Origin of the sequence: Kordia antarctica (genome assembly GCF_009901525.1) — a bacterium.
Taxonomy (GTDB): domain Bacteria; phylum Bacteroidota; class Bacteroidia; order Flavobacteriales; family Flavobacteriaceae; genus Kordia; species Kordia antarctica.
This window is the reverse complement of record NZ_CP019288.1, coordinates 3,521,928-3,548,575: the sequence shown is the minus strand read 5'-3', so window position 1 is coordinate 3,548,575 and position 26,648 is coordinate 3,521,928. Positions and strand designations below refer to the sequence as shown.

The window sequence follows — 26,648 nt, the reverse complement described above, 5'->3', positions numbered from 1 at the left end:
CTTCGAAAATTCTTAACGAAAAACACTTACTATACTTCGGAAAAAGATAAAATCATATAGAACTGATCTAAAAAAATACTTTGTTAGAAAAAAATTTCAAAAGAATAAAGAACAATAAAATTAAAACAGCAATCTTTGTAATACTACTGATTGCCTACTATTTTTGTTTGCCAAAAACACTTTTTAATACGCCAACTTCTACGGTTATTGAAAGTCGTGAAGGTATTTTGCTTGGCGCGAAAATTGCCGATGACGGACAATGGCGGTTTCCAAAACTAGATTCGGTTCCAGAGAAATTCAAAATTTGTATTGTTCAGTTTGAAGATGAATATTTCTATAATCATCCTGGATTCAACCCGATTTCAATCGCGAAAGCGTTATGGCAAAATATAGAATCGGGCGAAGTAAAACGTGGCGGAAGTACGTTGACACAACAAGTAATTCGATTGTCTCGGAAAGGACAGAAACGTTCGTATGTTGAGAAATTCAAAGAATTAATACTCGCAACACGATTAGAATTTAGATATACTAAAGACGAAATTTTAACTTTTTACGCTTCACACGCGCCTTTCGGCGGAAATGTTGTCGGATTGGACGCAGCAGCTTGGCGCTATTTTGGAAGAAGACCGCAAGAACTTTCGTGGGCAGAAAATGCTACGTTAGCCGTATTGCCAAATGCTCCAAGTTTGATTTATCCTGGAAAGAATCAACTGCGACTGAAAGCAAAAAGAGATCGATTACTCAAAAAATTAAAAGAGCAAGAAATTATTGATCAATTAACCTACGAATTGGCAACTAAAGAAACACTTCCACAAAAACCATATGCATTGCCACAAACGGCAACACATTTGCTAAATAAAGTTGCAGAAACGCACAAAGGAAAACGTGTACAGACTTCCGTAGAATCGTATCTTCAGCAAGAAGCAAACGCAATTGTAGCGAAGCATTACAAAGAATTAAAGCAGAATCAAATTTACAATGCTTCTGTATTAATCTTAGACGTAAAAACACGAAAAGTACTCGCATATGTTGGAAATACGCCAACGGATAGAGCGCATCAAAAAGATGTAAATGTCATTCACAAACCAAGAAGTACAGGAAGTATTATGAAGCCATTTTTGTACACGGCAATTTTGGATGCTGGCGATTTGTTACCAAATACATTAGTCGTTGATGTGCCAACAAAAATTGGAACGTACAATCCTAAAAATTACACAGATACATATGATGGCGCAGTAACGGCAAAAAGAGCATTGGCGCGTTCGTTGAATGTTCCTGCGGTGCGAATGTTGCAACAATTTGGCTTGGATAGATTTCATTATTATCTCAAAGAATTGAACTTAAAAGATATATCGTATAGTGCCGATCATTATGGACTTTCATTGATTTTAGGCGGCGCAGAAAGTAATTTGTGGGATTTATGCAAAACATATGCTGCATTCTCTTCTACGCTGACACATTTTGGCGAAAACTCAAGTCAATATTTTACGAATGAATTTTGTGAACCTTCTTTTTTGTTGGATGAAAACGTTGATTTTGGAACGCTTACGCGCGAAAAAACAATCTTTGACGCAGGTTCTATGTATTTAACCTACGAATCTTTGAAAGAAGTAAACAGACCAGAAGGCGAAGAAAATTGGGAGTTTTTCGATTCTAGCAAACAAATTGCATGGAAAACAGGCACAAGTTTTGGTTTTCGGGATGCTTGGGCAATTGGCACAACGAAAGATTATGTAGTTGGCGTTTGGGTTGGAAATGCCGATGGCGAAGGCAGACCAGGATTGATTGGCTCTTCTGCGGCAGCGCCAATTTTGTTCGATATTTTTGAAGTATTACCAAATAGCGATTGGTTTGACGTTCCGTATGACGCACTTGAAGAAGTTTCTATCTGTTCAAAAAGTGGTTACCGAGCTTCCGAATTGTGTGAAGAAGCGCAATTGCAGTTTATTCCACGAAGCGGATTGAAAACAAAACCATGTCCGTATCATATTTGGGTACATTTGGACAAAGACGAACGTTACCAAGTGAATTCTTCGTGTCAGCCATTGAGTGAAATGACGCATAAAAGTTGGTTTGTGTTGCCGCCATTGATGGAATATTATTATCAGAATAAAAATCCGTTGTATAAAACATTGCCGCCTTTTCGGAAAGATTGTACCGCAGAAGGACAAAAAAGTATGGACTTTTTGTATCCTGAAGAAGCTGTAAAAGTGTTTTTACCGAAAGATTTTGACGGAAGTAAAAATGGTCTGATTTTACGTTTGGCGCATTCTATTCCAGAAACCAAAGTGTTCTGGTATTTGGATGAAGCTTATTTAGGAACTACCGAAACTATTCACGAAATGGAAGTGAAGCCAACAGCAGGAATTCACAAAATCACTGTTGTTGACGAATTTGGTAATGAAGCGAGAAGAACTATTGAGATTCAGGAGTAAAAAAGAGACTGTCTAAAAAGTAAAACAATCTCTTTTATTATCTTAACAGTAAACACATCCACAACCAGTTTCTGGAGGTATACAGAACCTAGTAGGTTCATGGCAATTACCACCACCAGGATTTCCGCCACCATCAGCGTAGCAATAATCTCCGTCACATGTTGATCCAGGAGGGCAATCTCCATTAGGGCCACAAAACGCAATTGGTCCAGCAGACCCGTTAATAAGCGTTTGCTCTTTTTTTGTTAACTCAGTAACTCCTTTTACTTCTAAAATTCTTTTTTTCATAATAATATATTTTGGTTTAGACTACTAATATATTAAAAATATAAAACAATTGTAGGCTTTTACTTTAAATTTATGATTTATTTATTCTAACTTTCAACATTCTTTAAGACTACAAAGTTGTAGGTTTTCTGTTTCTTCTAGTCAAAAAAAGTAATCGCAGCTTCCACAATTTCACTTTTTACAAACCAGCTTTTTGTGCAGGACGATTTTCACTGATTCCATCAATTCGCATGCCTTTTCCATCAAATAAATAATTAGGAATTCACAAAATCACTGTTGTTGACGAATTTGGTAATGAAGCGAGAAGAACTATTGAGATTCAGGAGTAATTTTCTTCTTATTGGACGTAGAATTTAGTATTTTACATATCGAACTCGTTTAAACTTTTTTAATTTGCTAAAAAGTTTAAACGAGTTCATTCAGAAATATTCTTTCAAAATATGAAACTGTCTTTTTTCATAACATTTTTTTTATTGTGTAGTGTAACCTTTGCAGTTGCGCAAACAGATTCTTTGGCAACAAAATCATTTGAAGAATTAGAAACTCTATATATTTCTTCTTACACAACTCCCAAAAAAACAAAAAAATATGTTGACGCTTTATATGTTTCAGCATTAAAAGGAACGGATAAACAACGTATTGCAAAAGCTTTGTATCGTAAAGGATATATTTATTCGAAGTTAGGAAATTCGGCGGAAGCCATTGATTTTTCAGATGCATCTTTAGAAATAGCACAACAGATTAATGATAGTGATTTATTGTTGCAAAATTATACGCAAAAAGGAAATATTTATTTAACCAATGGAACGTATAAAAAAGCCATTGAGCAGTATTTGAAAGCAAAGGAAATTGCAACTAAAATTGATAGTTTTAGAGATTTAATTGTGATGACCTATAATATAGGATTGGTAAAAAAGCAGGTTGAAGATTTTCCAGGCGCGTTGGAAGATTTTGGGCAGAATCTTATAGCGATTAAAAGTATAAATTCTACTGAATATGATCGGTTGGAAATCGTTCATAATCTTGCTATTGCGGACACGTATTTGCGAATGGAAATTCCTGATTCAGCTTTGGTATATACAAATAGAGGATTGCAAAAAATACCCGAAAACACATATTTGGAATTGCACACAGATTTGTCTTTAAATAAAGTCATTATTATTTATCAACAGCAGAAATATCAGCAAAGTATAGCCTTAGCTTTGTCTTTAGAAAATGCTATAAAACAGTTGAGTCAAGAGCAAAAATTTGTAACGTTTTATTTATATCTTGGAAAAAACCATCAAGCATTAGATGATGAAAATAATGCAATTGCTTATTTCGAAAAAATAAAGACATTGGTCAATACTGAACATTTTTCGCTTCCTGAGTTAGAAGAAGTCTATTATCATTTGGCTAAAATGTATTTTCATAAGAATGATGCTGAAAAAGCAACCGAAAATTTCAAGTTATTTGAAACGTTTACCAAAGAGAATAATCTTGCTAATAAAAAAGTGAGTCATACTATAAAAGATTATGATATTTCTACTTTAAAAAAAGAGCTTTTTGAGGTAAATACACAACGCAAAAAACAACAAAAAACTGTCTATTATTTGTATATTATTGCTAGTATTTTGCTGAGTTGCATTGTTATTTTCTTTGTTTTGTTTAAACGAAATCAACGCCGAAACAGACAACGTTTTGATAAACTTCTAGCACATATAAAAAAGATTGAAACTCCAAAAATTTCAGCTCCTTCCAACAAGCAAAAAACAGAGTTAGCAATTGATGATGAAGGTGTTGTACAAATTTTAAAAGCGTTGGAAAAGTTTGAAAAGAAACAACAGTTTTTGCATGTAGATTGTAATTTGAGTTATACAGCTAAAAAATTAAAAACAAATACTGCTTATCTTTCACACGTAATTAATACCTATAAAGGACAATCGTTTACTGCATATTTAAATGAACTCCGAATTAATACAGCTTTAGTAACCTTAAAAAACAACAAGAAAATTAGGTTGTATTCTATCAAAGCTATCGCGGAAGAATTTGGATATGCACGAAGAGAAACCTTTTCAAAAGTGTTTAAAAATATAACTGGAATGCATCCTTCTATGTATGTAAAAGAATTGCAGAAAAGTACTGATAAAACCCGTGATAATTCATAAATCGTCACGACAACAATTGTAAATTCCTACAAAAAATAGCAATCTTTGATAGTATATTAACTAATATATTCTAGAATTATGAAAAGGTTTATTCTAAATAAAATAAAGATTTCGCATCTTAAAAATACTGACGCAATAGTTGGTGGCGCAGATACTCATAAAATCGCACATTCGGACATTGTAAAAGATTGTAAAACTGAAATTTGTGCTTCTGTGAATGCTTTTCAATGTACAAACACAACTATTGGTGGAGAACCAGCAACGAAACCTTGATGTAGCTATTACTGCCAAATAAACTTTAAAATAGGTTGTCTGAAAATTATAGTTTTCAGACAACCTATTTTAATTACATACAAAAGACATATGACCAATAGTCTTCCCATCCGCCACCAACAATCTTAGATTGGTCTACTTTAGAAACTTTAATTACTTTAAAATTCAACTTTTTTACTTCTCGGTTTTTCTGTACTTTGTTTTTCATAATTGTATATTTTTAAATTAATTATGAAACTAAGTAAGCACATATTTATAGCTAAAAAAAGGAAGGTATGTTGTAATTTATAAATTATCACGGGTAGGTTTTAGGGTGAAAAGTATCGCAACTATATTTCGAAATTGATTGCGAAACTATTTCTTCTTATTATCAAAAAAAGTAATCTCAGCTTCTACAACTTCGCCATTACGATTTACCTTAACAATGGTTTTATCGCCATATTCAAATGTTGACAATGCTTTCATGTACGAATTTATCTCCGTAACTTCGTGTTCGCCCAATTGAATGACAATATCGCCTTTTTGCAAACCTGCTTTTTGTGCAGGACGATTTTCGCTAATTCCATCAATTCGCATGCCTTTTCCATCAAACAAATAATCAGGAATTACGCCTAAGGTTACTTTGAATCTTGGCGCATCATCCGATTCGTTGACAGTTTTTGTAAACGCTATTTTTCCTTTTGAATTTACTTCTGAAATGACGTTGTAAATATAATTCGAAATTTGAAGCATTCCTTCATAATTCAACTTTTCAAAATCATCCGATGGTTTATGATAATCAACATGTTGTCCTGTAAATAAATGCAATACAGGAATATCTTGCAAGTAAAAAGAAGTATGATCCGACGGTCCAACACCAGATTCTCTCAGTTTCAAACTAAACCTGTTATTAGTATTTGCTTCCTCGATTGTGTCTTTAACATTTGCTTTTTGAATAGTTTCTTGCCAAACAGGCGAAGTTCCTGTTCCGTAAATAGCCAACGTTTTGTTTTTCTTTAAACGACCAACCATATCCATATTAATCATGTAATTCATTTTTGTAATATCAATCGTCGGATTTTTCACAAAGTAATTAGAACCTAACAAGCCCATTTCTTCGCCAGAAAAAGCAATAAATAAGTAGTTATTATTTGTATTTCTATCTTTTAATTGATCTGCCAGATGCAACATAACAGCAACGCCACTCGCGTTATCATCTGCGCCATTATGCACCATTGGATCGCCTCTATATAACGAACCTTCATCGCCCATTCCTAAATGATCGTAATGCGCGCCAATAACGATTGTGTTTTCGGCGTTGTTGTCAATATAGCCAATCACGTTTCTTCCTGTAATCGTTTCTTTGTCGCTTCCTTCGCTGTACACCGTTTCTGCATGCGGATCTGTTTGTGGTGTAAATGTAAACGCTTGTAAATATCCGTTTGTGCCTTTCGGCAGAATGCCCAATTCTTTAAATCGATCTGAAATATGTGCTGCTGCCAAGACTTCGCCTTCAGTTCCTGTTGCTCTTCCTTTTAATTTATCATCTGCTAAAACTTCTACATCTTGTTTGAGATGGTTTTCTACGATACGTTCTGTTTTACAAGAACATAACATTGCTAAAAAAAGAATTCCAAATAATGGTTTGTTGCGCATAAGAAAGTTATTTTTGTGTAAAACTATCAAAAAAGTATCACTCAATGACACGTATTTTTGTTTTAATCTTACTTTGTACTGTTTTTTCATGTAAAGAAAACACAAAAGAAAAAACCACTACAACTACGCCAGAATCAGAAGAAACTGTAAAAACAGCTACTGATAATCCATTAATTTTCTCAGAAGAGAAATATTTTAAAAACATGCATCAAGTTACATTTGGCGGCGATAATGCAGAAGCATATTGGAGTTTTGACGATAAACAATTAATCTTCCAATCCAATAATACCAACTGGAATGTTTCCTGTGATCAAATGTTTTTAATGAATATTGATGATACTTTTAAAGATACAATTCCACCAATGGTAAGTACAGGAAAAGGAAGAACAACCTGTGCGTACTTTTTGCCCGATAACAAACATATAATCTATTCATCTACACATTTGGTTGATGATAATTGCCCAGAAGTTCCATTGCGTAAAAACGGAAAGTACATTTGGCCAGTATATGATTCATTTGACATTTTTGTTGCTGATTTAGAAGGAAATATTGTAAAACAATTGACCAACGAAAAAGGATACGATGCAGAACCAACCGTTTCGCCAAAAGGAGATAAAATTGTATTTACCTCAACAAGAAGCGGCGATTTAGAATTATACACTATGAATATTGACGGTTCTGATGTAAAGCAAATTACGGATGAATTGGGTTATGATGGTGGCGCATTTTTCTCACCTGACGGAACAAAAATTATCTTCCGTTCATCGCGTCCGAGAACAAAAGCGGAAATCAAAGAATACAAAGATTTATTGGCAGAAGGTTTAGTGCAGCCAACCGAAATGGAATTATACATTTGCAATGCTGACGGAAGCGATTTGCGACAATTAACCGACTTAGGAAACGCAAATTGGAGTCCGTTTTTTCATCCTTCTGGAGAAAAAATCATTTTCTCGTCTAATCATGAAAGCGAACGTGGTTTCCCATTCAATTTATACATGATTAATCTTGATGGAACAGGTTTAGAACGCATTACACATAGTGAAACGTTTGATGCTTTCCCAGTGTTTTCAAACGATGGAAAAAAATTAGCTTTTTCGTCTAACCGAAACAATGGCGGCGGAAGAGATACCAATCTTTTCATAGTAGAATGGCAGGAATAGCAACTCTATAACTTTGCCTAGTATTTTAAGGCAAAACATATCTACACAATTTATAAATCAAGAGAAGTACTTTTTTGAAGTATCGGTATTTTCAACTTTCTTTGAGTATCAATTTTTAGAAACCAATACTTTAAATTATATACTCATGAAAAAAAGTCTTAAAAAAATGCAATTAAAAAAGCATTCAATTTCTGTATTAAATGCTGATGCAGCAAAGGGTGGATTAATACCAACAACTTCGTTTGCTTCGGTACTATGTAAATCTGCTATCTATATTGGAGAAGATCTTTGTTTTACGGATCAACAACAACGTTAATAAATAAACTATTCGAGAAGTCGTTTTAATTACTTCTCGAATAATTTTTTTCACACAATTCATAATGATATTTTTTATTTTCGAATTACTCCAGCTTTTAATTCAGTTGATATATTAAAGCAATTATTCCTTAAAAACTTGCACAGGATTTCCGCGTTGCAACTGTTTATGTTGCATCCACTTTTGTTGTTGCATCGCTTTCTGCTGTTTTTGATTTTGAGCTTTAATTGCAATATCCAATCGTGCAAATGCTAGTTTTTTATTTAAAATTTGCGAACGTTCTTCGCTTGCTTGTACCATAATTCCTGTTGGAATATGTGTAATACTTACTGCCGTTTCTACTTTATTTACATGTTGTCCGCCAGCTCCTGAACTTCGCGCAGTTTTCACTTGAACTTCTTTCGGAGACCAAGAAACATGCGTTGGCGCTGCGTATACTTGCACGTTTACAAACCAGTTTTTACGTGGATGTTTTGCACGATACGGACTTTTAAATATGAATTGTACGCTTCCTTGCCAATGGTTTTTAAATTCATCCGAATTGCCAGTTGCTCGTAACCAAACCGAACTATAATTTTGATGCTTTGTAGCTACCAATTCAATAACGCTAAAGGTGAAATTTTGCAATCGGGTTAGTTTTTCTGTTAAGTATTTTACGGCGAGGCAACATTCCTCAGGACCAGATCCTGAAGAAATTTGCACCCAAAATTGATTGTCCATAATTTCTATTTTTTTTAATCTAACATCGTATTAAATCTGAGTTTAGACCTGATTTTTTTTGTTTTCTTCTTTTTAGTTGACTTTTTCACTTCTTTCTGTTTTCCATTAATCCGACTTAACTGATTATCAACAAAATATCTGTGTTCGCCATTCAAAGCCAAATGTTTTGATTTTTTTAAACACCTTTTAGCTTCTTTAAACTGTTCTTGCTTCTCAAAAAGAATTGCTTTTATATACTGCAAGCGTGCTTTATCTGTTTGCGGTAATGAAAACCCAACTTCTAAAACGTGTATTGCTTCTTTATAATCGCAAATATCGATGAGCAAAAACGGATAATAGTAATAGGTTTCTGTATATTCATGATCTATACACAATGCGCGATGGTAATATTCGCGCGCATTTTTATAATCGTGTAATTGCTCATGATAAATTCTTCCCATTAAATTATTGGCACCTGCATGATCGTTTCCTCCAAGAACATATTGTAACTTTTCTACACATTGTTCCAAGTCATAGGTGTAACTATCAAGTGCCTGAATGAATAATATATCGTTTGTATGTGTTGACATTTTATGTTTTTTTATTGTTTAAATTTTCTCTTTACGTCAGTTCGAGTGCTTTTTTTCTTGATTGAAATGAAAGAATAAAAGTGTATCGAGAACTGCTTTGTTAATATTTTGTCATTACGAGAAGTTTGCGACGAAGTAATCGCTTACTTAGTAACAGATTGCCACGAATTTTCTCAAAATTCTCGCAATGACCTTTCATTATTTAATTTTTTGCTCTTTAATAGATTCCCGTCTTCACGGGAATGAAAAAAATATGCTATCTATCCATGCGCACAATTTTTGGCGTAAAACTTCCGACAACTTCCACTAATTCTGTTTGGTTTGCCATAACATGATGAATGTTTTTATATGCCATTGGCGCTTCGTCAATTCCGCCACCAATCAAAGTTACACCGTGATCTTTTAATTGTTTTTTAATGTCACTTTGCGTGATGGTTTGCTTAGCTTTTCGCCTTGATAATTGTCGTCCTGCACCATGTGAAGCCGATTGCAACGAATGCACGTTTCCTGTTCCTCGAACAATAAATCCTGGCGCTGTCATAGATCCTGGAATAATTCCTAACACACCTTTTTGTGCTGGCGTTGCTCCTTTTCTGTGTACAATCAATTCTTCTCCGTTTACGATTTCTTTCCAAGCAAAATTGTGATGATTTTCCACCATTGCTAACGGTCTTGAACCTAATGCTTTTCCCAAACGCTTGTGAATATCATGGTGACACGCCGAAGCATAATCGCCTGCTAAATTCATTGCCAACCAATATTCTTGTCCGTCGTGCGTATCCAAATCGAGCCACGCTAAGTTTTTCGCTTCTCCAGGCAATGGCGTTTGTTGTATTGCTAATTTTGTGTAATGCTTAGCAATATTTGCGCCCATTCCGCGCGATCCGCTATGTGACAGAATTCCTAAATATTTCCCGACAGGAACATTGAATTCGTTGTTTACATCCGAAACGTCTACAATTCCAAATTCCACAAAGTGATTTCCGCCACCTGAAGAACCTAATTGCCGATACGCCTTTTTGAACAATTTTTTTACCGTTGGAATTTCTTTAAATTCCGTCCGCTCAAAAATTTCATGATCGTTGATACTTCTATGCGTTTCAAAACCGCCAAATTTGGTATGTTCTTGCAGCATATGTACATATTTGTCTTTGTGACCTTCCAAATACGAAGCTGGAATATCATAGATTGACAAACACATTCTGCAACCGATATCTACGCCAACTCCATACGGAATTACAGCATTTTTAGTTGCCAATACACCGCCAATTGGCAAACCGTAACCTGCATGTCCATCTGGCATTAATGCGCCTGCTCTTGCAATTGGTAATTTTAACGCTGTGTATAATTGGTGTTTTGCTTCTTCTTGAATTCCGTTTTCGCCAAATATGGTAAACGGCGCTCGTTTCGTTTCTAATTGTTTTGCTTCTATGTGTACAGGAGTTGTCAATTCTTCAGCGATTTTGCCAAAAATTCCATCTCCCAAATATTTTTCAGGATTTTTAAGTACTGATTTTAAACGCTGTATTACTTTGTCTTTTCGTTCGCGTCTGTAATGTTTTAACATCGCATCAATTGCAATACTAATTACTTTTCCCTTTTGAGGATATCCTATTTCGATGAGGTCTTTGCCTCGTAATTTTAATTTTGCCATTTTTTATTTTTATAGTTTGTATTTGTTGTGAAACGACTAAAAACACACTCCCGAGTTTTAGTCAAAAAAATAACTCCTTACATTTTTCATATTTATTTTTAAAGTTTTGAATTTATAATTATACTTTTATTTTACTTCTCTAAAATTTTTCAAGATCCCAATCTTCATTGCGATTAGTTCAACTAGCAATTTTATGCGCGCCTTTCAGGCTTCTCAAAACATTCTTCTTCAATTGATAATTGTACTATCAATTTATATCTGTGAAAAATTCACAAGATCCCAACCTGCGTTGGGATTAGTTCAGCTTGCAATTTTGAATACGCCTTTTCAGGCTTTTCAAAATTGAGCTTCACTAAAAAAGCCCGATTCTTAGGTAGAACCGAGCTTTTATACTGCGTATATATATTCTTTATCTCAAAGAATAGTTTGGTTCTAATGCGAACAATAGCTTGGCATTCCCAAGTATTGCTACGATATGTATGTGTCTGTTTTTGATCATATGTTGAAAATTATGCACAAAAAAACCCGAGTTTTTTATGAACTCGGGTTTTTTAGGATGTGATATCTATATTATTTGAAGATACAACTGGTAAAACCAAAGTCGCATGTCGGAATGTTTCCGGCACCTTTTCGATATGTAAGTTTTACGTTTTGCATTTAAAGTTTTTTATTAATATTTGTTTTTTCTATTTCGTTTTGATGTTTGCAAATATAGAAGATCATTTTTCTATTTTCCAAATTTATTTTTTATCTGAGTCATTTTTGAGGTACATTTTCAACATTGCATGATCCGATTTTGTCGTTAATATTTTATCAACTTTTAGAATTTCTAAATCTTTGGAAACCCAGATGTGATCTAGCGAAAGCAACGGAATATTCCAAAACCAAGTCTCTCGAAATCCGTTTCCTTTTTCCGTAAATGCATGTTGGTATTTTTTTTTGAAATTTTTTAGAAACATAGACTCATATGGCATGTTAAAGTCACCTAAAATGATTGTTTTTGCATCTGTTTTTATGTTAAATAAGATATCTTTCGGCACAGGTTTTCTAAAAAATCTCACATTTGCTGAGATATCTGTGGCGTAAAAATGTATGTTTTTTGTCTCAAAATGAACCATTCGGACGCCGATTGCTTTCGTTGAATCGTAGTAAATTTTGATGGGTGTTTTTGAAAATATTCCAATTTCATGATGATTCAGTTCAAAGTAGTAATTTTTATATTTTTCCTTGATTTTTTCATAATCGTACGCATCACATTCTACCAAAACCATAACATCTGGTATGTTTTCGCTGACTTCAAAGGCATCTTCAAAGTTTTCTGTTCGGTATGCATTCCACACCACAACTTCTAACGCTTCTGAAGTGTCTTCAAACGAAGTACTTCTGTAACTACTTTTCAACCAAAAAATTAACAATACAAACGCGAATATTGCATAGTACTTTCTGGCGGAAGCCTTTATAAATACTAGTAAAAATAACAATCCGAGTACAATCAGCGGAAGCGGCGTTGCATAAAATAGTAGCGAAGATATATGAAACATATCTTTTATGGTAAAACGTATTAGTATTGCTAAAAGTAGCAATAGTTGTAACAATCTTTTGGTGTAGAATAGGAGCTTCATGTTTTATTTTTATGTTCATTTTCTTTGTTTGCCCAAAGAAAACGAACCAAAAAAAAAGGCACTTTTATGAGGTGTTTTTCTTGTTTTGTCCTAAACAAGAAAACCGAAAAATAATTACTAAATTTTTTCCAAGGCTTCAAAAGTTCTTAACGTAATTATCTTTCTAGACTGCATAAAAGACAAAAAAACAGACTTTGGAAATTATTTATATTCCCGCTTCAATTTCAGTTATACTTACTATTGAAACGCAGGAATGTGGTACACTGAGCGGAGTCGAAGTGTTATCGCAACGGAGCTCCTTTTTTTGCCCACCAAGGATGCATTTCAATTTCCAATCGCCCCGATTTTACCATCGGATCTGCATTTGCTAAACTGTCTGCCATTTCAATAGTTGGTACATTATAAATAGTAATTCCGCGAATGTCGCCCAAATCGCCAAAAGGTCCAGAAATATCAGCAAAGCCTAAGTCGTACATTTTGCCTAAATGATCTAAATGAAGTCGTTGCAAACTGTCTGCTTCTTGCTTATTTTGCGTACGATTTTTTCCTTTTTTCAAGAATGCCATAAAGTATTGTTGCATCAAAACGGTATCTTTTGTTTTTTGATCTACAAATTCAATAATTTTGAAACCTTTGTTGAGCAATTCTTGTTTTAACACTACTGTAGATTTTTTATCTGCGTCTTGTTCATGGGGTTTTTCAGAAGTATGATCGTGTTCTTTTCCATGTGCGTGTTCGTCATTTTCATGATTTTGTTTACATGCAAAACAAAAGAGTACAACAAAAAACATAAAGATATATTTATTCATGATGCCAAGTTTTATAAGAGTTTTTACTGAGTTGTGAGTTGTAATATTTTAGGTGTCCTGTGACTTCTTCGCCAAGCCAATTGGGTTTTGAAAACGCTTCATCTTCATGTTGTAATTCGACTTCTGCAACAATTAATCCTTCATTTTCGCCAAAAAATTCATCTACTTCAAAAGTATGATTTTCAACAGGAATATTGTATCTAATTTTTTGAATGATTCCTTTTTCGCAAAGTTGTAATAATTGTGTTGCGTCTGCGGTAGAAATTTCTTTTTCCCATTCAAAACGACTTGTGCCACTTTCGTTAGATTTTCCTTTAACAGTTAAAAACCCTTGATTTCCTTTGATCCGAACTCTTACCGAACGTTCGGCGTGTGTATTGAGATAACCTTGCGCTATTTCAAAAGAATTTGTGGCTTCTTCTTTGAATTGTAAATTGTTAACGAGAAATTTTCGTTCTATTTCTTGCATGAATATTGGTATAGAGTGCTAATATCATATTTACATTGAAATAAATTTGATAAAATTTCATTTTCTTTTTTAGCAGTTTCAATATAGATATGACATAAAGATATCATAATTTTGAATATGGAGTTTGATTTCCCTTTACGAAAAATTATTCACGTGGATATGGATGCGTTTTATGCGTCTGTAGAAGAGTTGGATGATCCGAGTTTGAAAGGAAAACCACTCGCAGTTGGCGGAGGATCTAAACGTGGCGTTGTAAGCGCGGCTAATTATGAAGCTAGAAAGTTTGGTGTGCGAAGTGCCATTAGCGGATTTTTAGCCAGAAAACGGTGTCCTGAGTTGATTTTTGTGCCACCACGATTTGATCGATATAAAGAGATTTCTAAACAGATTCGCGCTATTTTTTACGAGTATACTGATTTGGTGGAACCTTTGTCTCTTGACGAAGCGTATTTGGATGTGACGCAGAATAAGAAAGGAAATCCGAGTGCTTCGATGATTGCTGAAGAAATTCGTGCTAAAATTTTGAAAGATGTTGGTTTGTCAGCTTCCGCTGGAATTTCCATTAATAAGTTTATTGCCAAGGTTGCAAGCGATTATAATAAACCAAACGGACAAAAAACGGTTCCGCCAGAAGAAGTATTGGGTTTTTTAGAAGTATTGGATATTCGTAAGTTTTACGGCGTTGGAAAAGTGACTGCAGAACGTATGTATCAACTTGGAATTTTCACAGGAAAGGATTTGAAAACTAAAGATGTTGAATTTTTGACGGAACATTTTGGCAAATCGGGAAGCTTCTATTTTAATGTGGTGCGCGGAATTCACCTAAGTACTGTAAAACCTAATAGAATTGCAAAATCGGTTGGTGCCGAACGTACGTTTTCAGATAATTTGACCAGCGAAATTTTTATGTTAGAAAAGCTAGAGAATATCGCCACTGAACTGGAACGACGTTTGAAAAAGTATGATGTTTCTGGAAAAACCATCACATTAAAGATAAAATACAGTGATTTTACGACACAAACTCGGAGCAAAACCATTCCGTATTATATTTCAGCTAAAGATCTTATTCTGGAAACAGCTAAAGAATTATTGTATCAAGAAAAACCGAAAGATTCCGTGCGTTTGTTGGGAATTTCTTTGAATAATTTGAATACAGATAAGAAAGAAAAGAAGCAACAAAAAACTGAACAAAAAAATAGTATTTCTGTTCAGTTGAAGTTTGAGTTTTAAGTATTGAACTCGTTTATTGATTTTAAGTTTGGTATAAACTTCTCGCCCAGAGACATTTACGCATAAAAAAACCTCTCAGTTTCCTGAAAGGTTTTTGTTTTTAAGTAGTGGTCCCACAATTCGATAAACTCATTGCAACGCTTGGGCTTACTTCGGTTCACTACGTGAGGTGCTTTCGTTGAAAATATATTTCCAACTCACCAATGCTCAGCATAAACTTCTCGCCAAGAAACATTTACGCATGAAAAAAGCCTCTCAATTTCTTGAAAGGCTTTTGTTTCTAAAAAGTGGTCCCACTTGGGCTCGAACCAAGGACCCTCTGATTATGAGTCAGATGCTCTAACCAGCTGAGCTATGGGACCGTTAAAAACAGGATGCAATATTACTATTTTTTTTAATTCCGAAAAAATATTACTGCATTAAATTATTTCTTGACACAATTCTATCAATGTTCCATTGGTTGATTTTGGATGCAAAAAGACGACTAACTTGTTGTCTGCGCCCTTTTTAGGTATTTCGTTTAGCACAACAAAACCTTCTTTTTTTAATCGTATAACTTCTGCGTGAATGTCTGTAACATCAAATGCAATGTGATGTACGCCTTCGCCTTTTTTGGCAATGAATTTAGCAATAGGACTGTCTTCGCGCGTAGCTTCTAACAATTCTATTTTGCTTTCGCCTAGTTGAAAGAAAGAGGTTTTTACGCCTTCGCTAGCAACTTCTTCCATTTTATAAGGTTCTTTGTTGAACAGTTTTGCAAATAATTGGTTGGACGCGTCAATATCTTTGACTGCAATTCCAATATGTTCTATTTTATTCACGTTTTTATCTGATTAAATTATCAACTACCTTTATGTAAGCTCCAAAAGTGTAAAAAAATGTATAAATAACATTTCGAGACAAGCGTTTAGAGCGTTTAAATCTCAATTATTGAGTAAAGTTATTGTAATTCAGTAGGATTGTCAACGTTTTGTGGTCTTAATATTTTATTTTTGCAGCATTATGAGTGAAATAGAAAATAACAGACAGAAAAAAATAGCAAGTGTTTTACAAAAAGATTTGGTAGACATTTTGCAAGGCGCTGCACGCGGCGGCGGATTAACGAATATTATTATTTCGGTAACGAAAGTGAATGTTACGGTAGATCTTTCCGTGGCGAAAGTATATTTAAGCATTTTTCCACATAATAAAGGAAAGGAACTCTTGGAAGGAATTCAATCGAATGCGCCGTTGATAAAGCATGAATTGGCACAACGTGTACGACATCAGTTGCGTAAAGTTCCTAGTTTAACGTTTTACGTAGATGATTCTTTGGAATATATTGAAAATATTGAACAGTCTTTGAAAAGAAAAGAAAATCCTATCCAAGATCCTGATTTGTTAGAAAAAAGAAAGAAATCGTAATTGAATTTTTCTTTTTACATAGCCAAGCGTTATTTACTTTCTAAAAGTTCGCAAAACGCCATCAACATTATCAACATCGTCACAAGCGTGGTTGTTGTGATTGGTGCGTTGGCTTTGTTCATTGTACTTTCTGGATTTGCAGGATTGAAAACCTTCAGTTTGTCATTTAGCAACGATTTTGATCCAGATATTAAGATTGAAGCGGCTACCGGAAAGTCCTTTCGCGTAAGCGCAACACAACTAAATCAACTTAAAGAGATTCCAGAAATTGTATCGTTTTCACAAGTCGTAGAAGAACGTGTGGTTTTGAGTTTGAAGAATAAACATCATATTGCCAATATTAAAGGTGTAGATGCCCATTTTAGAGAAGTTAACGCTATGGACAGCATTATGTATGTTGGAAATTGGATGAATTCAAACGCGTACGATGAAGCCGTGATTGGTATTGGAGTTTCGAATCTTTTGGGCGTGATTGCGTATGATTATAGCGGTTTGCTGGAAATTATTGTGCCAAAACCTGGTACTAAAAGCATCACAAGCAGTTCTAAAAGTCCGTATGAAAAGGTGAAAGTGACGACGACAGGAATTTATCGAATTAATGAAGATTTGGATACTAAATACGTTTTCACGAATTTGAGTTTGGCGCAAGAATTACTTGATTTTGAAGTGAATGAGATTACTAATATTGAATTCGATTTAACGCCAGAAGCAAATGAAACTGCTGTAAAAGAGAAAATTTCTACCGTTTTTAATGATGAAATTATTATTAAGAATCGAATTGAGCTGAATGATGCGTTGTATAAGATGCTGAATACCGAGAATCTTGCGATTTACTTGATTTTTACGCTCGTGCTGATTCTTGCCTTGTTTAATGTTGTTGGCGCAATTGTGATGATGATTTTGGACAAGCGAAAGAATATGAAAACGCTGTTTAGTATGGGAACAACCGTGAAAGAAATTAAGCGCATATTTTTTCTGCAAGGAATTATTATTACCGTTTTAGGCGGATTGCTGGGAATTACCTTAGGTGTGATTGTGATTTATTTGCAATTGCAGTTTAAGCTGTTTTATATTACGGCAAGTTTGCCATATCCTGTGGAATTGAAGTTTATGAATTGCGTCACCGTATTTTTAACCATCACAATTTTAGGAGTATTGGCTTCGTTTATCGCGAGTAATCGTATTAATAGAAATTTTATTGCGAATGCTTAGTTTTAGACTCGCTTTGCTTTTAGATTCGCTTCGCTCAATTCAAGAATTTAAAAATTCAATGATTCAAGGTTGTTTGTCGACACTGTTTTTTGATTTTAAGAAATAATGTGCAAGTCAGCATGTTCTTTTGTAAATAAGTTGATAGCTTTTAAATCATCTGTCAAAAAGTTCGACTTTAGAAACTTTGCTTTTAGAAACGGCTGTGCCTTTAGTATTTTGGTCACGCTTCACTTCGACAAGCTCAGTGTAAACGCTTTTGGTATTTTGGTATGTGAATTATTTACACATTGAATAAACTTATAAACCTTTCAACTTTTAAACTAAAGTTTCGCTGAACCTATAATCGTAGATTCCTGCCTTCGCAGGAATGAAAAAGAGGCAATTCTATACAAATTGATGATCGCCAAAAGCTTCATACACCTCATCAAATACTTTGAAAACACCTTCAGAATCGTCCGTGGTTACCATGCGCTGTCTGTATTCTTTGAAGTGTGGAATTCCTTTGAAATAGTTCGTGTAATGTCTTCTAGTTTCAAATACACCTAAACGTTCTCCTTTCCAATCAATTGACATTTGCAAGTGACGGCGAGCAGCATCAACACGTTCTTCCATTGTTGGTTTTGCTCTGTGTTCGCCAGTTTCAAAGAAGTGTTTTACTTCTCTAAAAAACCAAGGATATCCAATACTTGCTCTACCAATCATAGCACCATCTAAGCCAAATTTGTCACGCATTAGTTGTGCCTTTTCAGGAGAATTTATATCGCCATTTCCAAATACAGGAATGTGCATTCTTGGATTATTTTTCACATCTGCAATCGGATGCCAATCAGCTTCTCCTTTATACATTTGCGCGCGTGTTCGTCCGTGAATTGCAATTGCCGCGCAACCTACATCTTGTAAACGTTCGGCAACTTCTACAATTTTGATAGAATCGTGATCCCAACCTAAACGGGTTTTTACCGTAATTGGTAATTTGGTGTGTTTTACCATCGCTTCCGTCAAGGAAACCATTAAATCTATATCTTTTAAAATTCCTGCGCCAGCACCTTTACTTACTACCTTTTTTACAGGACAACCAAAGTTGATGTCTATGATGTCAGGGTTTGATTTTTCTACAATTTCAACCGATTGCAACATGGAATCTAAGTTGGCTCCAAATATTTGAATTCCAACAGGGCGTTCTTTTTCGTAAATATCAAGTTTCATGGTGCTTTTTGCTGCATCACGAATTAATCCTTCCGAAGAAATAAATTCTGTGTATACAACATCTGCGCCTTGTTCTTTGCATAATGCTCGGAATGGCGGATCGCTAACATCTTCCATTGGCGCTAAAAGCAATGGAAAGTCTGGTAATTCTATGTCTCCTATTTTAACCACAATATGCTATTCTATTAAATATTTTGCAAAGATACATGAAAATTTAGTTTCACATGATTATTCTAAACTTGGCAAACTGTCTTTTACGTATTCATTATAGAAAGGTAACAATAACGCATCGTCCGCATATTTTCCACCTAAATCTGAACCATTTGGCGTTTTTACTAAGAGTGTATTCCAATTTCCTTCCACGCAGATGTAATATTTATTTACATTTAATTCATCATTCAAGTAATCCAAACATTCTGCAATTACATCAACAATAACTCTTCTAGAAGATGGTTCAATGCCTTTTAAATCTTTTATTTCTAAAAGTACTAAGAGTTTTTTGCCATTACGACGCGTAAAGTATTTGATCGCATTTTTATTGATTTCACCATCAGAATCTACACCGAGATCCACACATTGCTTTATCAATTCTGAAATAGCGTCTTCCGCATCAGATTTTGAGGTAAGTCTGTCCATATCTTGTTTTAGATATGTAATTCTGAGATCATTTTTTTCTTCATCTTCAAGAAAATAATTCCCCCAAATCATAAGTGCAATAAAAGCTACAATGAGTATTAAACATCCGCATCCACAACCTTTATAGTATTTTTATTGTCATTTTCTGGTGGTTGATTTTGGGTATTTGCAGGCGGTAATGGAATTGGATTGTTGAAACGTTGTCTATCTCTCTCTAAATCTTCTGAAATGTTATTCGACATGTATTTTGATATTTATTAAATAAAAAATGCTTCGATACACACTTTAACATGTAAATCGAAGCATATGATGCAATATATTAATTTTTTATTCTATCAGCGAAACACGAAGTGTATTTACCATTCCTTTGTCTGTAATTGGCATAGCTGCTAAGTTAATAAGCATGTCGTTTTTCTTCACAAATCCTTTTTCTTTGGCAATTCTATTTACGTCTTCTACGGTATCATCTGTACTTACAAATTTGTCATAGAAAAATGCTTTTACGCCCCAAAGTAGGTTTAATTGTGAAAGTATTCTGTAGTTTGATGTAAATACTAAAATGTCTGAATCTGGTCGCCAAGCAGAAATCTGAAAAGCTGTATATCCACTGTTTGTCAGTGTACAAATTGCTTTTGCTTTAATTTCATTTGCCATATGTGAAGCGTGGTAACATATTGATTTTGTAATGTAACGCTTGGTACGAATATGCGGTGGCGAATGTGGCACCGTGATTAATGGCGAATCTTCAACACTTCTGATAATTTTCGTCATTTGCTCAATTACTTGTACTGGATATTTCCCAACCGAAGTTTCTCCTGATAACATGACCGCATCAGCGCCATCCATTACAGAGTTTGCAACGTCATTTACTTCCGCTCTTGTTGGCGTAAGACTCGTAATCATTGTTTCCATCATTTGTGTGGCAATGATTACTGGAATTCTCGCTTTTTTGGCGCGTAATACCAATTGCTTTTGAATTAGTGGAACTTCTTCCGCAGGAACTTCTACTCCTAAATCGCCACGAGCAACCATTAAACCATCACAATAAGCGACAATTTTATCAATATTTGCTACGGCTTCTGGTTTTTCAATTTTGGCTATGATCGGAATTTTATGTTCCGAATGCTCATTGATAATTGCTTGTAAGTCTATTAAATCTTGGCTATTACGCACAAATGAAAGTGCCAACCAATCTACTTCTTGCCCAATAGCAAAAATAGCGTCATTTATATCTTTTTCCGTTAATGCTGGTAATGAAATCGCTGTATTTGGAAGATTAACTCCTTTTTTAGATTTTAAAGGTCCGCCTTGAATTACTTTGGTTTTAACTTCTTTTTTTCCATCGGTAGCAATCACTTCAAACATCAATTTTCCATCATCAAGTAAAATGCGTTCACCTGCTTTTACATCTCTTGGGAAATTTTGATAGTTCATATACACCTTTTTGGAAGTGCCTTTGAATTCTTTTCCCGTGCAGAATGTAATTTCGTCTCCTGGTTCTACAATTACATCTTCTGCCATCACTCCAACTCTTAGTTTTGGACCTTGCAAATCGGCTAATATGGACGTATTGTATCCAAATTCTTTACTTAATTCGCGAATCATTTTAATTCGCTCTTTTACGTCTTCATAATCGGCATGCGAAAAGTTGATGCGAAATACATCTACTCCTTGCTCTATCATTTTTTTAAGGATTTCCTTCGTTCCTGTTGCAGGTCCTAAAGTCGCTACTATTTTCGTCTTTTTTCTTTTCGGCATTACTCAAAAATTAAATTGTTCTTAGATTTTAGTTGATTTGGGTCCACAATATATGCTGTAATTACTTCAGCAATTGCGTTTACTTTAGATACTATAATTTTGGAAGATTTTAAATAGCTTTCGCTAGATATTTTAATGAAATAATCTACTCTTTTTTGTTCAGGAATCAAATATTTAGAGATGGTTCGCTTGCCTTTTTGATCAGAAAATAATGATCCTGCACTTGCCATTTGTTCCACTTCTTTTTTACTGGTGTTTGCTACCAGATTCCATGTCACAAAATTTTCTTCATCGTCCCATTCGTATATCGAAAAAGAAGCTTCCAGATAATTATAGTCTAAATCTTCCCGTTTTCGTGCTAATTTCAGATTGAGATTGGTGTTCAATAAATACGCTAATCGATAATCTTCTGTTGAGCAATGAATTGCTATCAGCGTATAGTTATCTTCTTCAAAATCATCCTCAAAGAGTTTATGAATTGCCATAAATCTTACTATTAACAAATGTAAATATATAATTTAATGACTAGATAATAGTTAAATTTTAGTAATGATTCTAAAGATACCGCAACGAAAACGTTGTAGCTGATGCATTCTTTTTTTGAAATCGTAAAATCTGTACGGAAATTTGTGAAAATCGTATTTGAATGCGAAAAATGTATCCTAAATTTATTCTGAAATTTGTTTTTGAAAGGCAAAATAAGCACGTTTTGATGCTTTTTCTTCTGCTTTCTTTTTGGAAGTTGCACGTGCTTTTCCTGCAACTCTATTATCAATAAAAAGCTTTACTGCAAAATGCTTTAATTCGTCATTTCCAGTATCGTCATATACATCAAATTTGAAGTTTTTCTTTTCTTTTTGACACCATTCAATAAGTAAACTTTTATAACTGATCACTTTTCCTTCCAAACGTTCAATATCTACATATGGAGAAATCACACGATAGTGAATAAATTTATCACAGTATTTATAGCCTCTATCTAAAAATATGGCGCCAACCAATGCTTCAAATAAGTTTCCATGAATATTTTCACCAAAATTATCTTTTGGAATCCGTGATTGTGCTAAATCAATCAGTTTTAAATCGCGTCCAAGCTCATTCAAGTGTTCACGACTCACAATTTTAGAGCGCATTTTGGTTAAATAACCTTCATTACCAGATGGAACTTCGTTAAAAAGATATCCAGAAATCACGCTACTCAACATCGCATCTCCTAAGAACTCTAGGCGTTCATAGTTTACAGAATTTCCTTTCGCATCTTTCTGATTTAGAGAACGATGTGTAAAAGCTTTCTTATAAAGTTTCTTTTTGCGAGTTTTAAATCCTAAAATGTCTTCGAGTTCAGCAAAAAAATTCTCATCTTCTTTAGATCGAGAATTTAATATTTTGCGAACGAAGTTCATTTTAAATTAATTTAACTTTTTAAATAATACACACGCATTATGTCCTCCAAACCCAAATGTGTTGCTAAGGGCAACTTTTACATCTCGTTTTTGAGGTTTATTTAAAGTTAAGTTTAAACTTGGATCAATATTTTCATCTACGGTAGAATGATTTATTGTTGGTGGAACAATTCCGTGCTCAATAGCAAGTATGGAGGCAATTGCTTCAACTGCTCCGGCTGCTCCCAATAAATGTCCAGTCATGGACTTCGTAGAGTTTATGTTTATATTTTTAGCATGCGCACCGAAAATTTCTGTAATCGCTTTTAGCTCTGCTACATCTCCTAATGGAGTTGATGTTCCGTGTGTATTGATATGATCAACGTCTTCTGGTTGCATTCCAGCATTTTCAAGACAGTTTTTCATTACTGCAACAACACCTATTCCGTCTGGATGTGGTGCAGTCATATGGTAGGCATCCGAAGATAATCCGCCACCAGCAACTTCTGCATATATTTTTGCGCCTCTTGCTTTTGCATGTTCATATTCTTCAAGAACAATAGCGCCAGCTCCTTCACCAAGTACAAAACCATCTCTGGTTGCGTCAAATGGTCTGGAGGCACTTTGTGGATCATCATTACGTGTTGACATGGCGTGCATGGCGTTAAATCCACCCATTCCAGCAATAGTAACGGCAGCTTCACTTCCACCAGTTACAATGACGTCACAATGTCCTAATCTAATGTAATTTAAAGCATCAATCATAGCGTTTGCTGATGATGCGCAAGCAGATACCGTAGTATAATTAGGTCCCATAAATCCATATTTTATGGAAATGTTTCCAGGAGCAATATCTGAGATCATTTTTGGAATAAAGAAAGGATTAAATCTTGGAGTTCCGTCACCGTTGGCAAAGTTTATCATTTCTTCTTGAAAAGTTTCTAAACCACCAATTCCTGCTCCCCAAATAACACCTACTCTTAATTTGTTTACTGTATCTAAATCTAGTTTTGAATTTGCGATAGCTTCATCTGAAGCAACCATTGCATACTGCGAAAACTTATCCATTTTACGAGCATCTTTCCGATTCATAAAATCGGTTACCTCAAAATTCTTTAATTCACAAGCGAATTTTGTTTTGAACTTTCCTGCATCAAAATGTGTTACTGGAGCGGCTCCGCTTTTACCTGCGAGCAACGCGTTCCAATATTCTTCCACTGTATTTCCGATTGGGGTTAATGCACCCAAACCTGTAACTACAACTCGCTTTAATTCCATCTTTGATACGTTCGTTTAAAATTTAAGAAGAAACCCTTTTAACAAAACATTAGAATGCAAAAATATGCATTCTAATGTATCTTTTAAATATGAAAATGTTCTTTCCTTACTTTTTTGCTTCTTCGATGTAAGAGATAGCTTGACCAACGGTCGCTATGTTTTCTGCTTGATCATCTGGAATTTGGATATCGAATTCTTTTTCGAATTCCATAATCAATTCAACGGTGTCTAATGAATCTGCTCCTAAGTCGTTTGTAAAGCTACCTTCAGGTACAACTTCGTTTTCATCCACACCTAATTTGTCTACGATAATCGCTTTTACTCTTGATGCAATGTCTGACATAATCTTATAGTTTTTAAAATTTAATTGTTTGCAAAAATAAAAAACTTTAATTTAAAACAACATTTTGTTTGATAAATGTGCTCTAATTTACTAAAATTTTAGAATAAGTAATTTGCTTTTGCTTTCATTTTGTTAATAATTATTCTTTTTTTTGTCGAAACAACAGTTACTAAATTTCATTCTTTTTATGAAGCGTATTGCAATTTTTGCTTCGGGTTCCGGGACTAATGCTGAAAATATTATTGAATATTTTCAAGAACGAAATACCGCTTCCGTTGTTCAAGTTCTGACTAACAATCAGCATGCCAAAGTTTTAGAACGAGCTAAAACCCACAAAATCAGTGCCTTTAGCTTTAACAAAACCGCGCTATATCATAGCGATGACGTTCTGAATTTGTTACAGAGTGCACATATTGATTTGATTGTTCTTGCTGGATTTCTTTGGAAATTCCCTGAACATATTCTCGCCGCGTTCCCAAACAAGGTTGTCAATATACATCCTGCCTTGCTTCCAAAATATGGAGGAAAAGGCATGTATGGATCACATGTACATACTGCTGTGGTTGCAAATAAAGAAAAAGAAAGTGGCATTACCATACATTTTGTCAATGAAAATTATGATGAAGGCGCGATTATTTTCCAAGCAAAGACAAATTTAACCGAAATTGACACTCCAGAAACGGTTGCACAAAAGATTCATCAGTTAGAATATAAACACTTTCCAGAAGTCATTGCGCACGTGTTAACTTCAAATAATTAATACACACAATGGCAGATGTACATATATATACCGATGGTTCTTCTAGAGGAAATCCAGGACCTGGTGGTTACGGAATTGTGATGGAATGGGTTGGAAAATCATATCGAAAAGAATTTTCAGAAGGTTTTCGAAAAACAACCAACAATCGTATGGAATTGCTTGCCGTAATTGTTGCTTTAGAAAAACTAAAATACATGCATACCGAAGCTAAAGTATTTACAGATTCGAAATATGTAGTAGATTCTGTAGAAAAAAAATGGGTGTTAGGTTGGGAGAAGAAAGGGTTTTCTGGAAGAAAGAACACAGATTTATGGATTCGCTTTTTAAAAATTTACCGACGACACATTGTTCGCTTTCAATGGATAAAAGGGCATAATAACCATATACAGAACGAACGTTGCGATTTTTTAGCCGTTGAAGCTTCAAAAAAAGATAAAGTTAAGATTGATACTTATTTCGAAAGTCAAAACAATGTATAGTAAACAATCATTTTTGGTATCATATTTGTATTTTTACTTTTATAATTCCCTCAATATCAAAGTATGAAAATCTATATTGCAATTCTTAGTATCCTATTTAGTATTCCACTTTCTGCCCAAGAAGAGTGGGAATTGAAGAAGGACAAAAATGATATTCAGGTGTATACCAAATCTATTAGTTCTAGCAAAATAAAGGCATATAAAGCCCTAATGACAGTCAAAAGTTCTTTGAATAAGGTAAAAGATGTTATCATAGACGGCGACCAATTACACGTTTGGAATTATAAAGCTATCGATAGTAAACTCCTTAAAAAGCATTCAGAAAGCCAATATCTTATTTGGATGGCACTCGATCTTCCTTGGCCATTACGCAACAGAGATGTTGTGGTTTCGCTACATATAAAAAGAATTACAAAAAACGTGTTGCGCATTGATATGATGTCAGCTTCTGATCAATATGAAGAACAAGAAGATTATTTACGTATTACTTCCTGTGAAGGCTATTGGTTATTAGAGCAACAAGGTGATATGGTGAAAATTACGCATCAAATGCATGGTGATCCAAGCGGGAATTTACCAAATTGGTTTGTAAATAGTACTATTACAAGAGCGCCATATTATAACTTTTTGGCGTTAAAAGAAAAAGTTGAATAGTTTACGAATAAAAAAAATCAGTAGTGTCCGATGAGAGATTTTAGACCGCTTACTTCGACTTCGCTCAGCACAAGCCGCTGTTAGAATAAAGAACCAAGACTTGCTTCTAACTAATTGATAAACAGAAATAATTTTAAAAGTACATCTAGTATTTACTATTTTTTTAAAACTATTTTTAAAAGCAAGGTGTTATTAAAATAAAACACTTA

Annotated in this window: 29 protein-coding genes and 1 tRNA gene; 11 read left to right on the top strand and 19 right to left on the bottom strand. The window is 34.3% G+C overall.

All coding sequences use genetic code 11. The features are described 5' to 3' along the window. Nucleotides 1-80: 80 nt before the first annotated feature. Nucleotides 81-2,435 carry a penicillin-binding protein 1C gene (gene pbpC, locus IMCC3317_RS14755; protein WP_160130261.1) on the top strand — a complete coding sequence of 785 codons (2,355 nt, stop codon included), beginning with the start codon at nt 81-83 and terminating at the stop codon, nt 2,433-2,435. Nucleotides 2,436-2,477: 42 nt separating this feature from the next. On the opposite strand, the gene IMCC3317_RS14750 is transcribed toward pbpC, so the two are convergent. Next, nucleotides 2,478-2,723 (bottom strand): hypothetical protein, encoded by a 246-nt coding sequence (locus tag IMCC3317_RS14750; RefSeq protein ID WP_228054810.1) that lies wholly within the window; start codon nt 2,721-2,723, stop codon nt 2,478-2,480. A gap of 473 nt (nt 2,724-3,196) precedes the next feature. Between IMCC3317_RS14750 and IMCC3317_RS14745 the strand changes: the two genes are divergently transcribed. Both IMCC3317_RS14745 and IMCC3317_RS14740 read left to right on the top strand, forming a co-directional pair. After that, nucleotides 3,197-4,870, top strand: coding sequence for an AraC family transcriptional regulator (locus IMCC3317_RS14745; RefSeq protein WP_160130260.1), 1,674 nt, complete (start codon nt 3,197-3,199; stop codon nt 4,868-4,870). Nucleotides 4,871-4,948: 78 nt separating this feature from the next. Continuing rightward, on the top strand, nt 4,949-5,143 hold the full coding sequence (locus IMCC3317_RS14740) for a hypothetical protein (protein WP_160130259.1): 195 nt from the start codon (nt 4,949-4,951) through the stop codon (nt 5,141-5,143). Nucleotides 5,144-5,216: 73 nt separating this feature from the next. Here IMCC3317_RS14740 and IMCC3317_RS23795 read toward each other — a convergent pair whose 3' ends face one another. Together IMCC3317_RS23795 and IMCC3317_RS14735 are read right to left on the bottom strand one after the other, a co-directional pair. Next, a complete protein-coding gene (locus IMCC3317_RS23795; protein ID WP_262887045.1) occupies nt 5,217-5,351 on the bottom strand; it encodes a hypothetical protein in 135 nt (44 codons plus the stop codon). Between the two features lie 146 nt (nt 5,352-5,497). Continuing rightward, nucleotides 5,498-6,778 carry a M20/M25/M40 family metallo-hydrolase gene (locus tag IMCC3317_RS14735; protein ID WP_160130258.1) on the bottom strand — a complete coding sequence of 427 codons (1,281 nt, stop codon included), beginning with the start codon at nt 6,776-6,778 and terminating at the stop codon, nt 5,498-5,500. 44 nt (nt 6,779-6,822) lie between these two features. On the opposite strand from IMCC3317_RS14735, the gene IMCC3317_RS14730 reads away from it, so the two are divergent. Then, complete coding sequence (locus IMCC3317_RS14730) at nt 6,823-7,938, top strand: TolB family protein (protein ID WP_160130257.1); 1,116 nt, start codon at nt 6,823-6,825, stop codon at nt 7,936-7,938. A 13-nt stretch (nt 7,939-7,951) separates the two neighbouring features. Next, on the top strand, nt 7,952-8,254 hold the full coding sequence (locus IMCC3317_RS14725) for a hypothetical protein (RefSeq protein ID WP_160130256.1): 303 nt from the start codon (nt 7,952-7,954) through the stop codon (nt 8,252-8,254). Between the two features lie 123 nt (nt 8,255-8,377). Here the strand turns inward: IMCC3317_RS14725 and prfH are convergent, their stop codons facing one another. The 6 genes from prfH to IMCC3317_RS14695 all read right to left on the bottom strand — a co-directional run bounded on the left by prfH (nt 8,378) and on the right by IMCC3317_RS14695 (nt 14,097). Continuing rightward, a complete protein-coding gene (gene prfH / locus IMCC3317_RS14720; RefSeq protein ID WP_160130255.1) occupies nt 8,378-8,974 on the bottom strand; it encodes a peptide chain release factor H in 597 nt (198 codons plus the stop codon). Nucleotides 8,975-8,988: 14 nt separating this feature from the next. Beyond that, nucleotides 8,989-9,543 (bottom strand): hypothetical protein, encoded by a 555-nt coding sequence (locus tag IMCC3317_RS14715; protein WP_160130254.1) that lies wholly within the window; start codon nt 9,541-9,543, stop codon nt 8,989-8,991. Between the two features lie 256 nt (nt 9,544-9,799). Continuing rightward, the gene (locus tag IMCC3317_RS14710; protein WP_160130253.1) at nt 9,800-11,197 is read right to left on the bottom strand and encodes an RtcB family protein; all 1,398 of its coding nucleotides are present in this window, start codon (nt 11,195-11,197) and stop codon (nt 9,800-9,802) included. Nucleotides 11,198-11,937: 740 nt separating this feature from the next. Beyond that, on the bottom strand, nt 11,938-12,819 hold the full coding sequence (locus IMCC3317_RS14705; protein WP_160130252.1) for an endonuclease/exonuclease/phosphatase family protein: 882 nt from the start codon (nt 12,817-12,819) through the stop codon (nt 11,938-11,940). 281 nt (nt 12,820-13,100) lie between these two features. Next, nucleotides 13,101-13,628, bottom strand: a complete 528-nt coding sequence (locus IMCC3317_RS14700) for a YciI family protein (RefSeq protein WP_160130251.1) — start codon at nt 13,626-13,628, stop codon at nt 13,101-13,103. Continuing rightward, the gene (locus tag IMCC3317_RS14695) at nt 13,621-14,097 is read right to left on the bottom strand and encodes a CYTH domain-containing protein (protein WP_160130250.1); all 477 of its coding nucleotides are present in this window, start codon (nt 14,095-14,097) and stop codon (nt 13,621-13,623) included. Before IMCC3317_RS14695 ends, IMCC3317_RS14700 begins: the two co-directional genes overlap by 8 nt. Nucleotides 14,098-14,214: 117 nt before the next feature. Here IMCC3317_RS14695 and dinB point away from each other — a divergent pair, with 117 nt between their 5' ends. Then, nucleotides 14,215-15,327, top strand: a complete 1,113-nt coding sequence (gene dinB, locus IMCC3317_RS14690) for a DNA polymerase IV (protein ID WP_160130249.1) — start codon at nt 14,215-14,217, stop codon at nt 15,325-15,327. A 288-nt stretch (nt 15,328-15,615) separates the two neighbouring features. On the opposite strand, the gene IMCC3317_RS14685 is transcribed toward dinB, so the two are convergent. Next, nucleotides 15,616-15,689 (bottom strand) — tRNA-Ile (locus IMCC3317_RS14685). 57 nt (nt 15,690-15,746) lie between these two features. After that, nucleotides 15,747-16,148: a methylmalonyl-CoA epimerase gene (gene mce, locus IMCC3317_RS14680; RefSeq protein ID WP_160130248.1), complete on the bottom strand. Its 402-nt coding sequence runs from the start codon at nt 16,146-16,148 to the stop codon at nt 15,747-15,749. Nucleotides 16,149-16,338: 190 nt separating this feature from the next. Between mce and rbfA the strand changes: the two genes are divergently transcribed. Then, nucleotides 16,339-16,731, top strand: a complete 393-nt coding sequence (gene rbfA, locus IMCC3317_RS14675; RefSeq protein WP_160131929.1) for a 30S ribosome-binding factor RbfA — start codon at nt 16,339-16,341, stop codon at nt 16,729-16,731. Next, entirely contained in the window at nt 16,732-17,943 is a 1,212-nt protein-coding gene (locus tag IMCC3317_RS14670) for an ABC transporter permease (RefSeq protein WP_160130247.1), read from the top strand. A gap of 384 nt (nt 17,944-18,327) precedes the next feature. Here IMCC3317_RS14670 and dusB read toward each other — a convergent pair whose 3' ends face one another. From dusB to IMCC3317_RS14630, 8 genes are all read right to left on the bottom strand, one after another. Then, entirely contained in the window at nt 18,328-19,320 is a 993-nt protein-coding gene (dusB, locus tag IMCC3317_RS14665; RefSeq protein WP_160130246.1) for a tRNA dihydrouridine synthase DusB, read from the bottom strand. Between the two features lie 57 nt (nt 19,321-19,377). Continuing rightward, nucleotides 19,378-19,857 (bottom strand): hypothetical protein, encoded by a 480-nt coding sequence (locus IMCC3317_RS14660; RefSeq protein ID WP_160130245.1) that lies wholly within the window; start codon nt 19,855-19,857, stop codon nt 19,378-19,380. A 26-nt stretch (nt 19,858-19,883) separates the two neighbouring features. Next, the gene (locus IMCC3317_RS14655; RefSeq protein ID WP_160130244.1) at nt 19,884-20,027 is read right to left on the bottom strand and encodes a hypothetical protein; all 144 of its coding nucleotides are present in this window, start codon (nt 20,025-20,027) and stop codon (nt 19,884-19,886) included. An 85-nt stretch (nt 20,028-20,112) separates the two neighbouring features. After that, entirely contained in the window at nt 20,113-21,543 is a 1,431-nt protein-coding gene (gene pyk / locus IMCC3317_RS14650) for a pyruvate kinase (RefSeq protein WP_160130243.1), read from the bottom strand. Then, nucleotides 21,543-22,028: an IPExxxVDY family protein gene (locus IMCC3317_RS14645; protein WP_160130242.1), complete on the bottom strand. Its 486-nt coding sequence runs from the start codon at nt 22,026-22,028 to the stop codon at nt 21,543-21,545. Before IMCC3317_RS14645 ends, pyk begins: the two co-directional genes overlap by 1 nt. Before the next feature lie 183 nt (nt 22,029-22,211). Then, nucleotides 22,212-22,946 (bottom strand): ribonuclease III, encoded by a 735-nt coding sequence (gene rnc, locus IMCC3317_RS14640; protein ID WP_160130241.1) that lies wholly within the window; start codon nt 22,944-22,946, stop codon nt 22,212-22,214. 6 nt (nt 22,947-22,952) lie between these two features. Beyond that, on the bottom strand, nt 22,953-24,203 hold the full coding sequence (fabF, locus tag IMCC3317_RS14635; RefSeq protein WP_160130240.1) for a beta-ketoacyl-ACP synthase II: 1,251 nt from the start codon (nt 24,201-24,203) through the stop codon (nt 22,953-22,955). Between the two features lie 106 nt (nt 24,204-24,309). Further along, nucleotides 24,310-24,546, bottom strand: coding sequence for an acyl carrier protein (locus IMCC3317_RS14630; protein ID WP_114901751.1), 237 nt, complete (start codon nt 24,544-24,546; stop codon nt 24,310-24,312). A 187-nt stretch (nt 24,547-24,733) separates the two neighbouring features. Between IMCC3317_RS14630 and purN the strand changes: the two genes are divergently transcribed. The 3 genes from purN (at nt 24,734) to IMCC3317_RS14615 (ending at nt 26,439) form a co-directional block, all read left to right on the top strand. Beyond that, the gene (gene purN, locus IMCC3317_RS14625; protein WP_160130239.1) at nt 24,734-25,306 is read left to right on the top strand and encodes a phosphoribosylglycinamide formyltransferase; all 573 of its coding nucleotides are present in this window, start codon (nt 24,734-24,736) and stop codon (nt 25,304-25,306) included. A gap of 8 nt (nt 25,307-25,314) precedes the next feature. Beyond that, nucleotides 25,315-25,785 (top strand): ribonuclease HI, encoded by a 471-nt coding sequence (rnhA, locus tag IMCC3317_RS14620; protein ID WP_160130238.1) that lies wholly within the window; start codon nt 25,315-25,317, stop codon nt 25,783-25,785. A 63-nt stretch (nt 25,786-25,848) separates the two neighbouring features. Then, entirely contained in the window at nt 25,849-26,439 is a 591-nt protein-coding gene (locus tag IMCC3317_RS14615) for an START domain-containing protein (protein WP_160130237.1), read from the top strand. Nucleotides 26,440-26,648 lie beyond the last annotated feature (209 nt).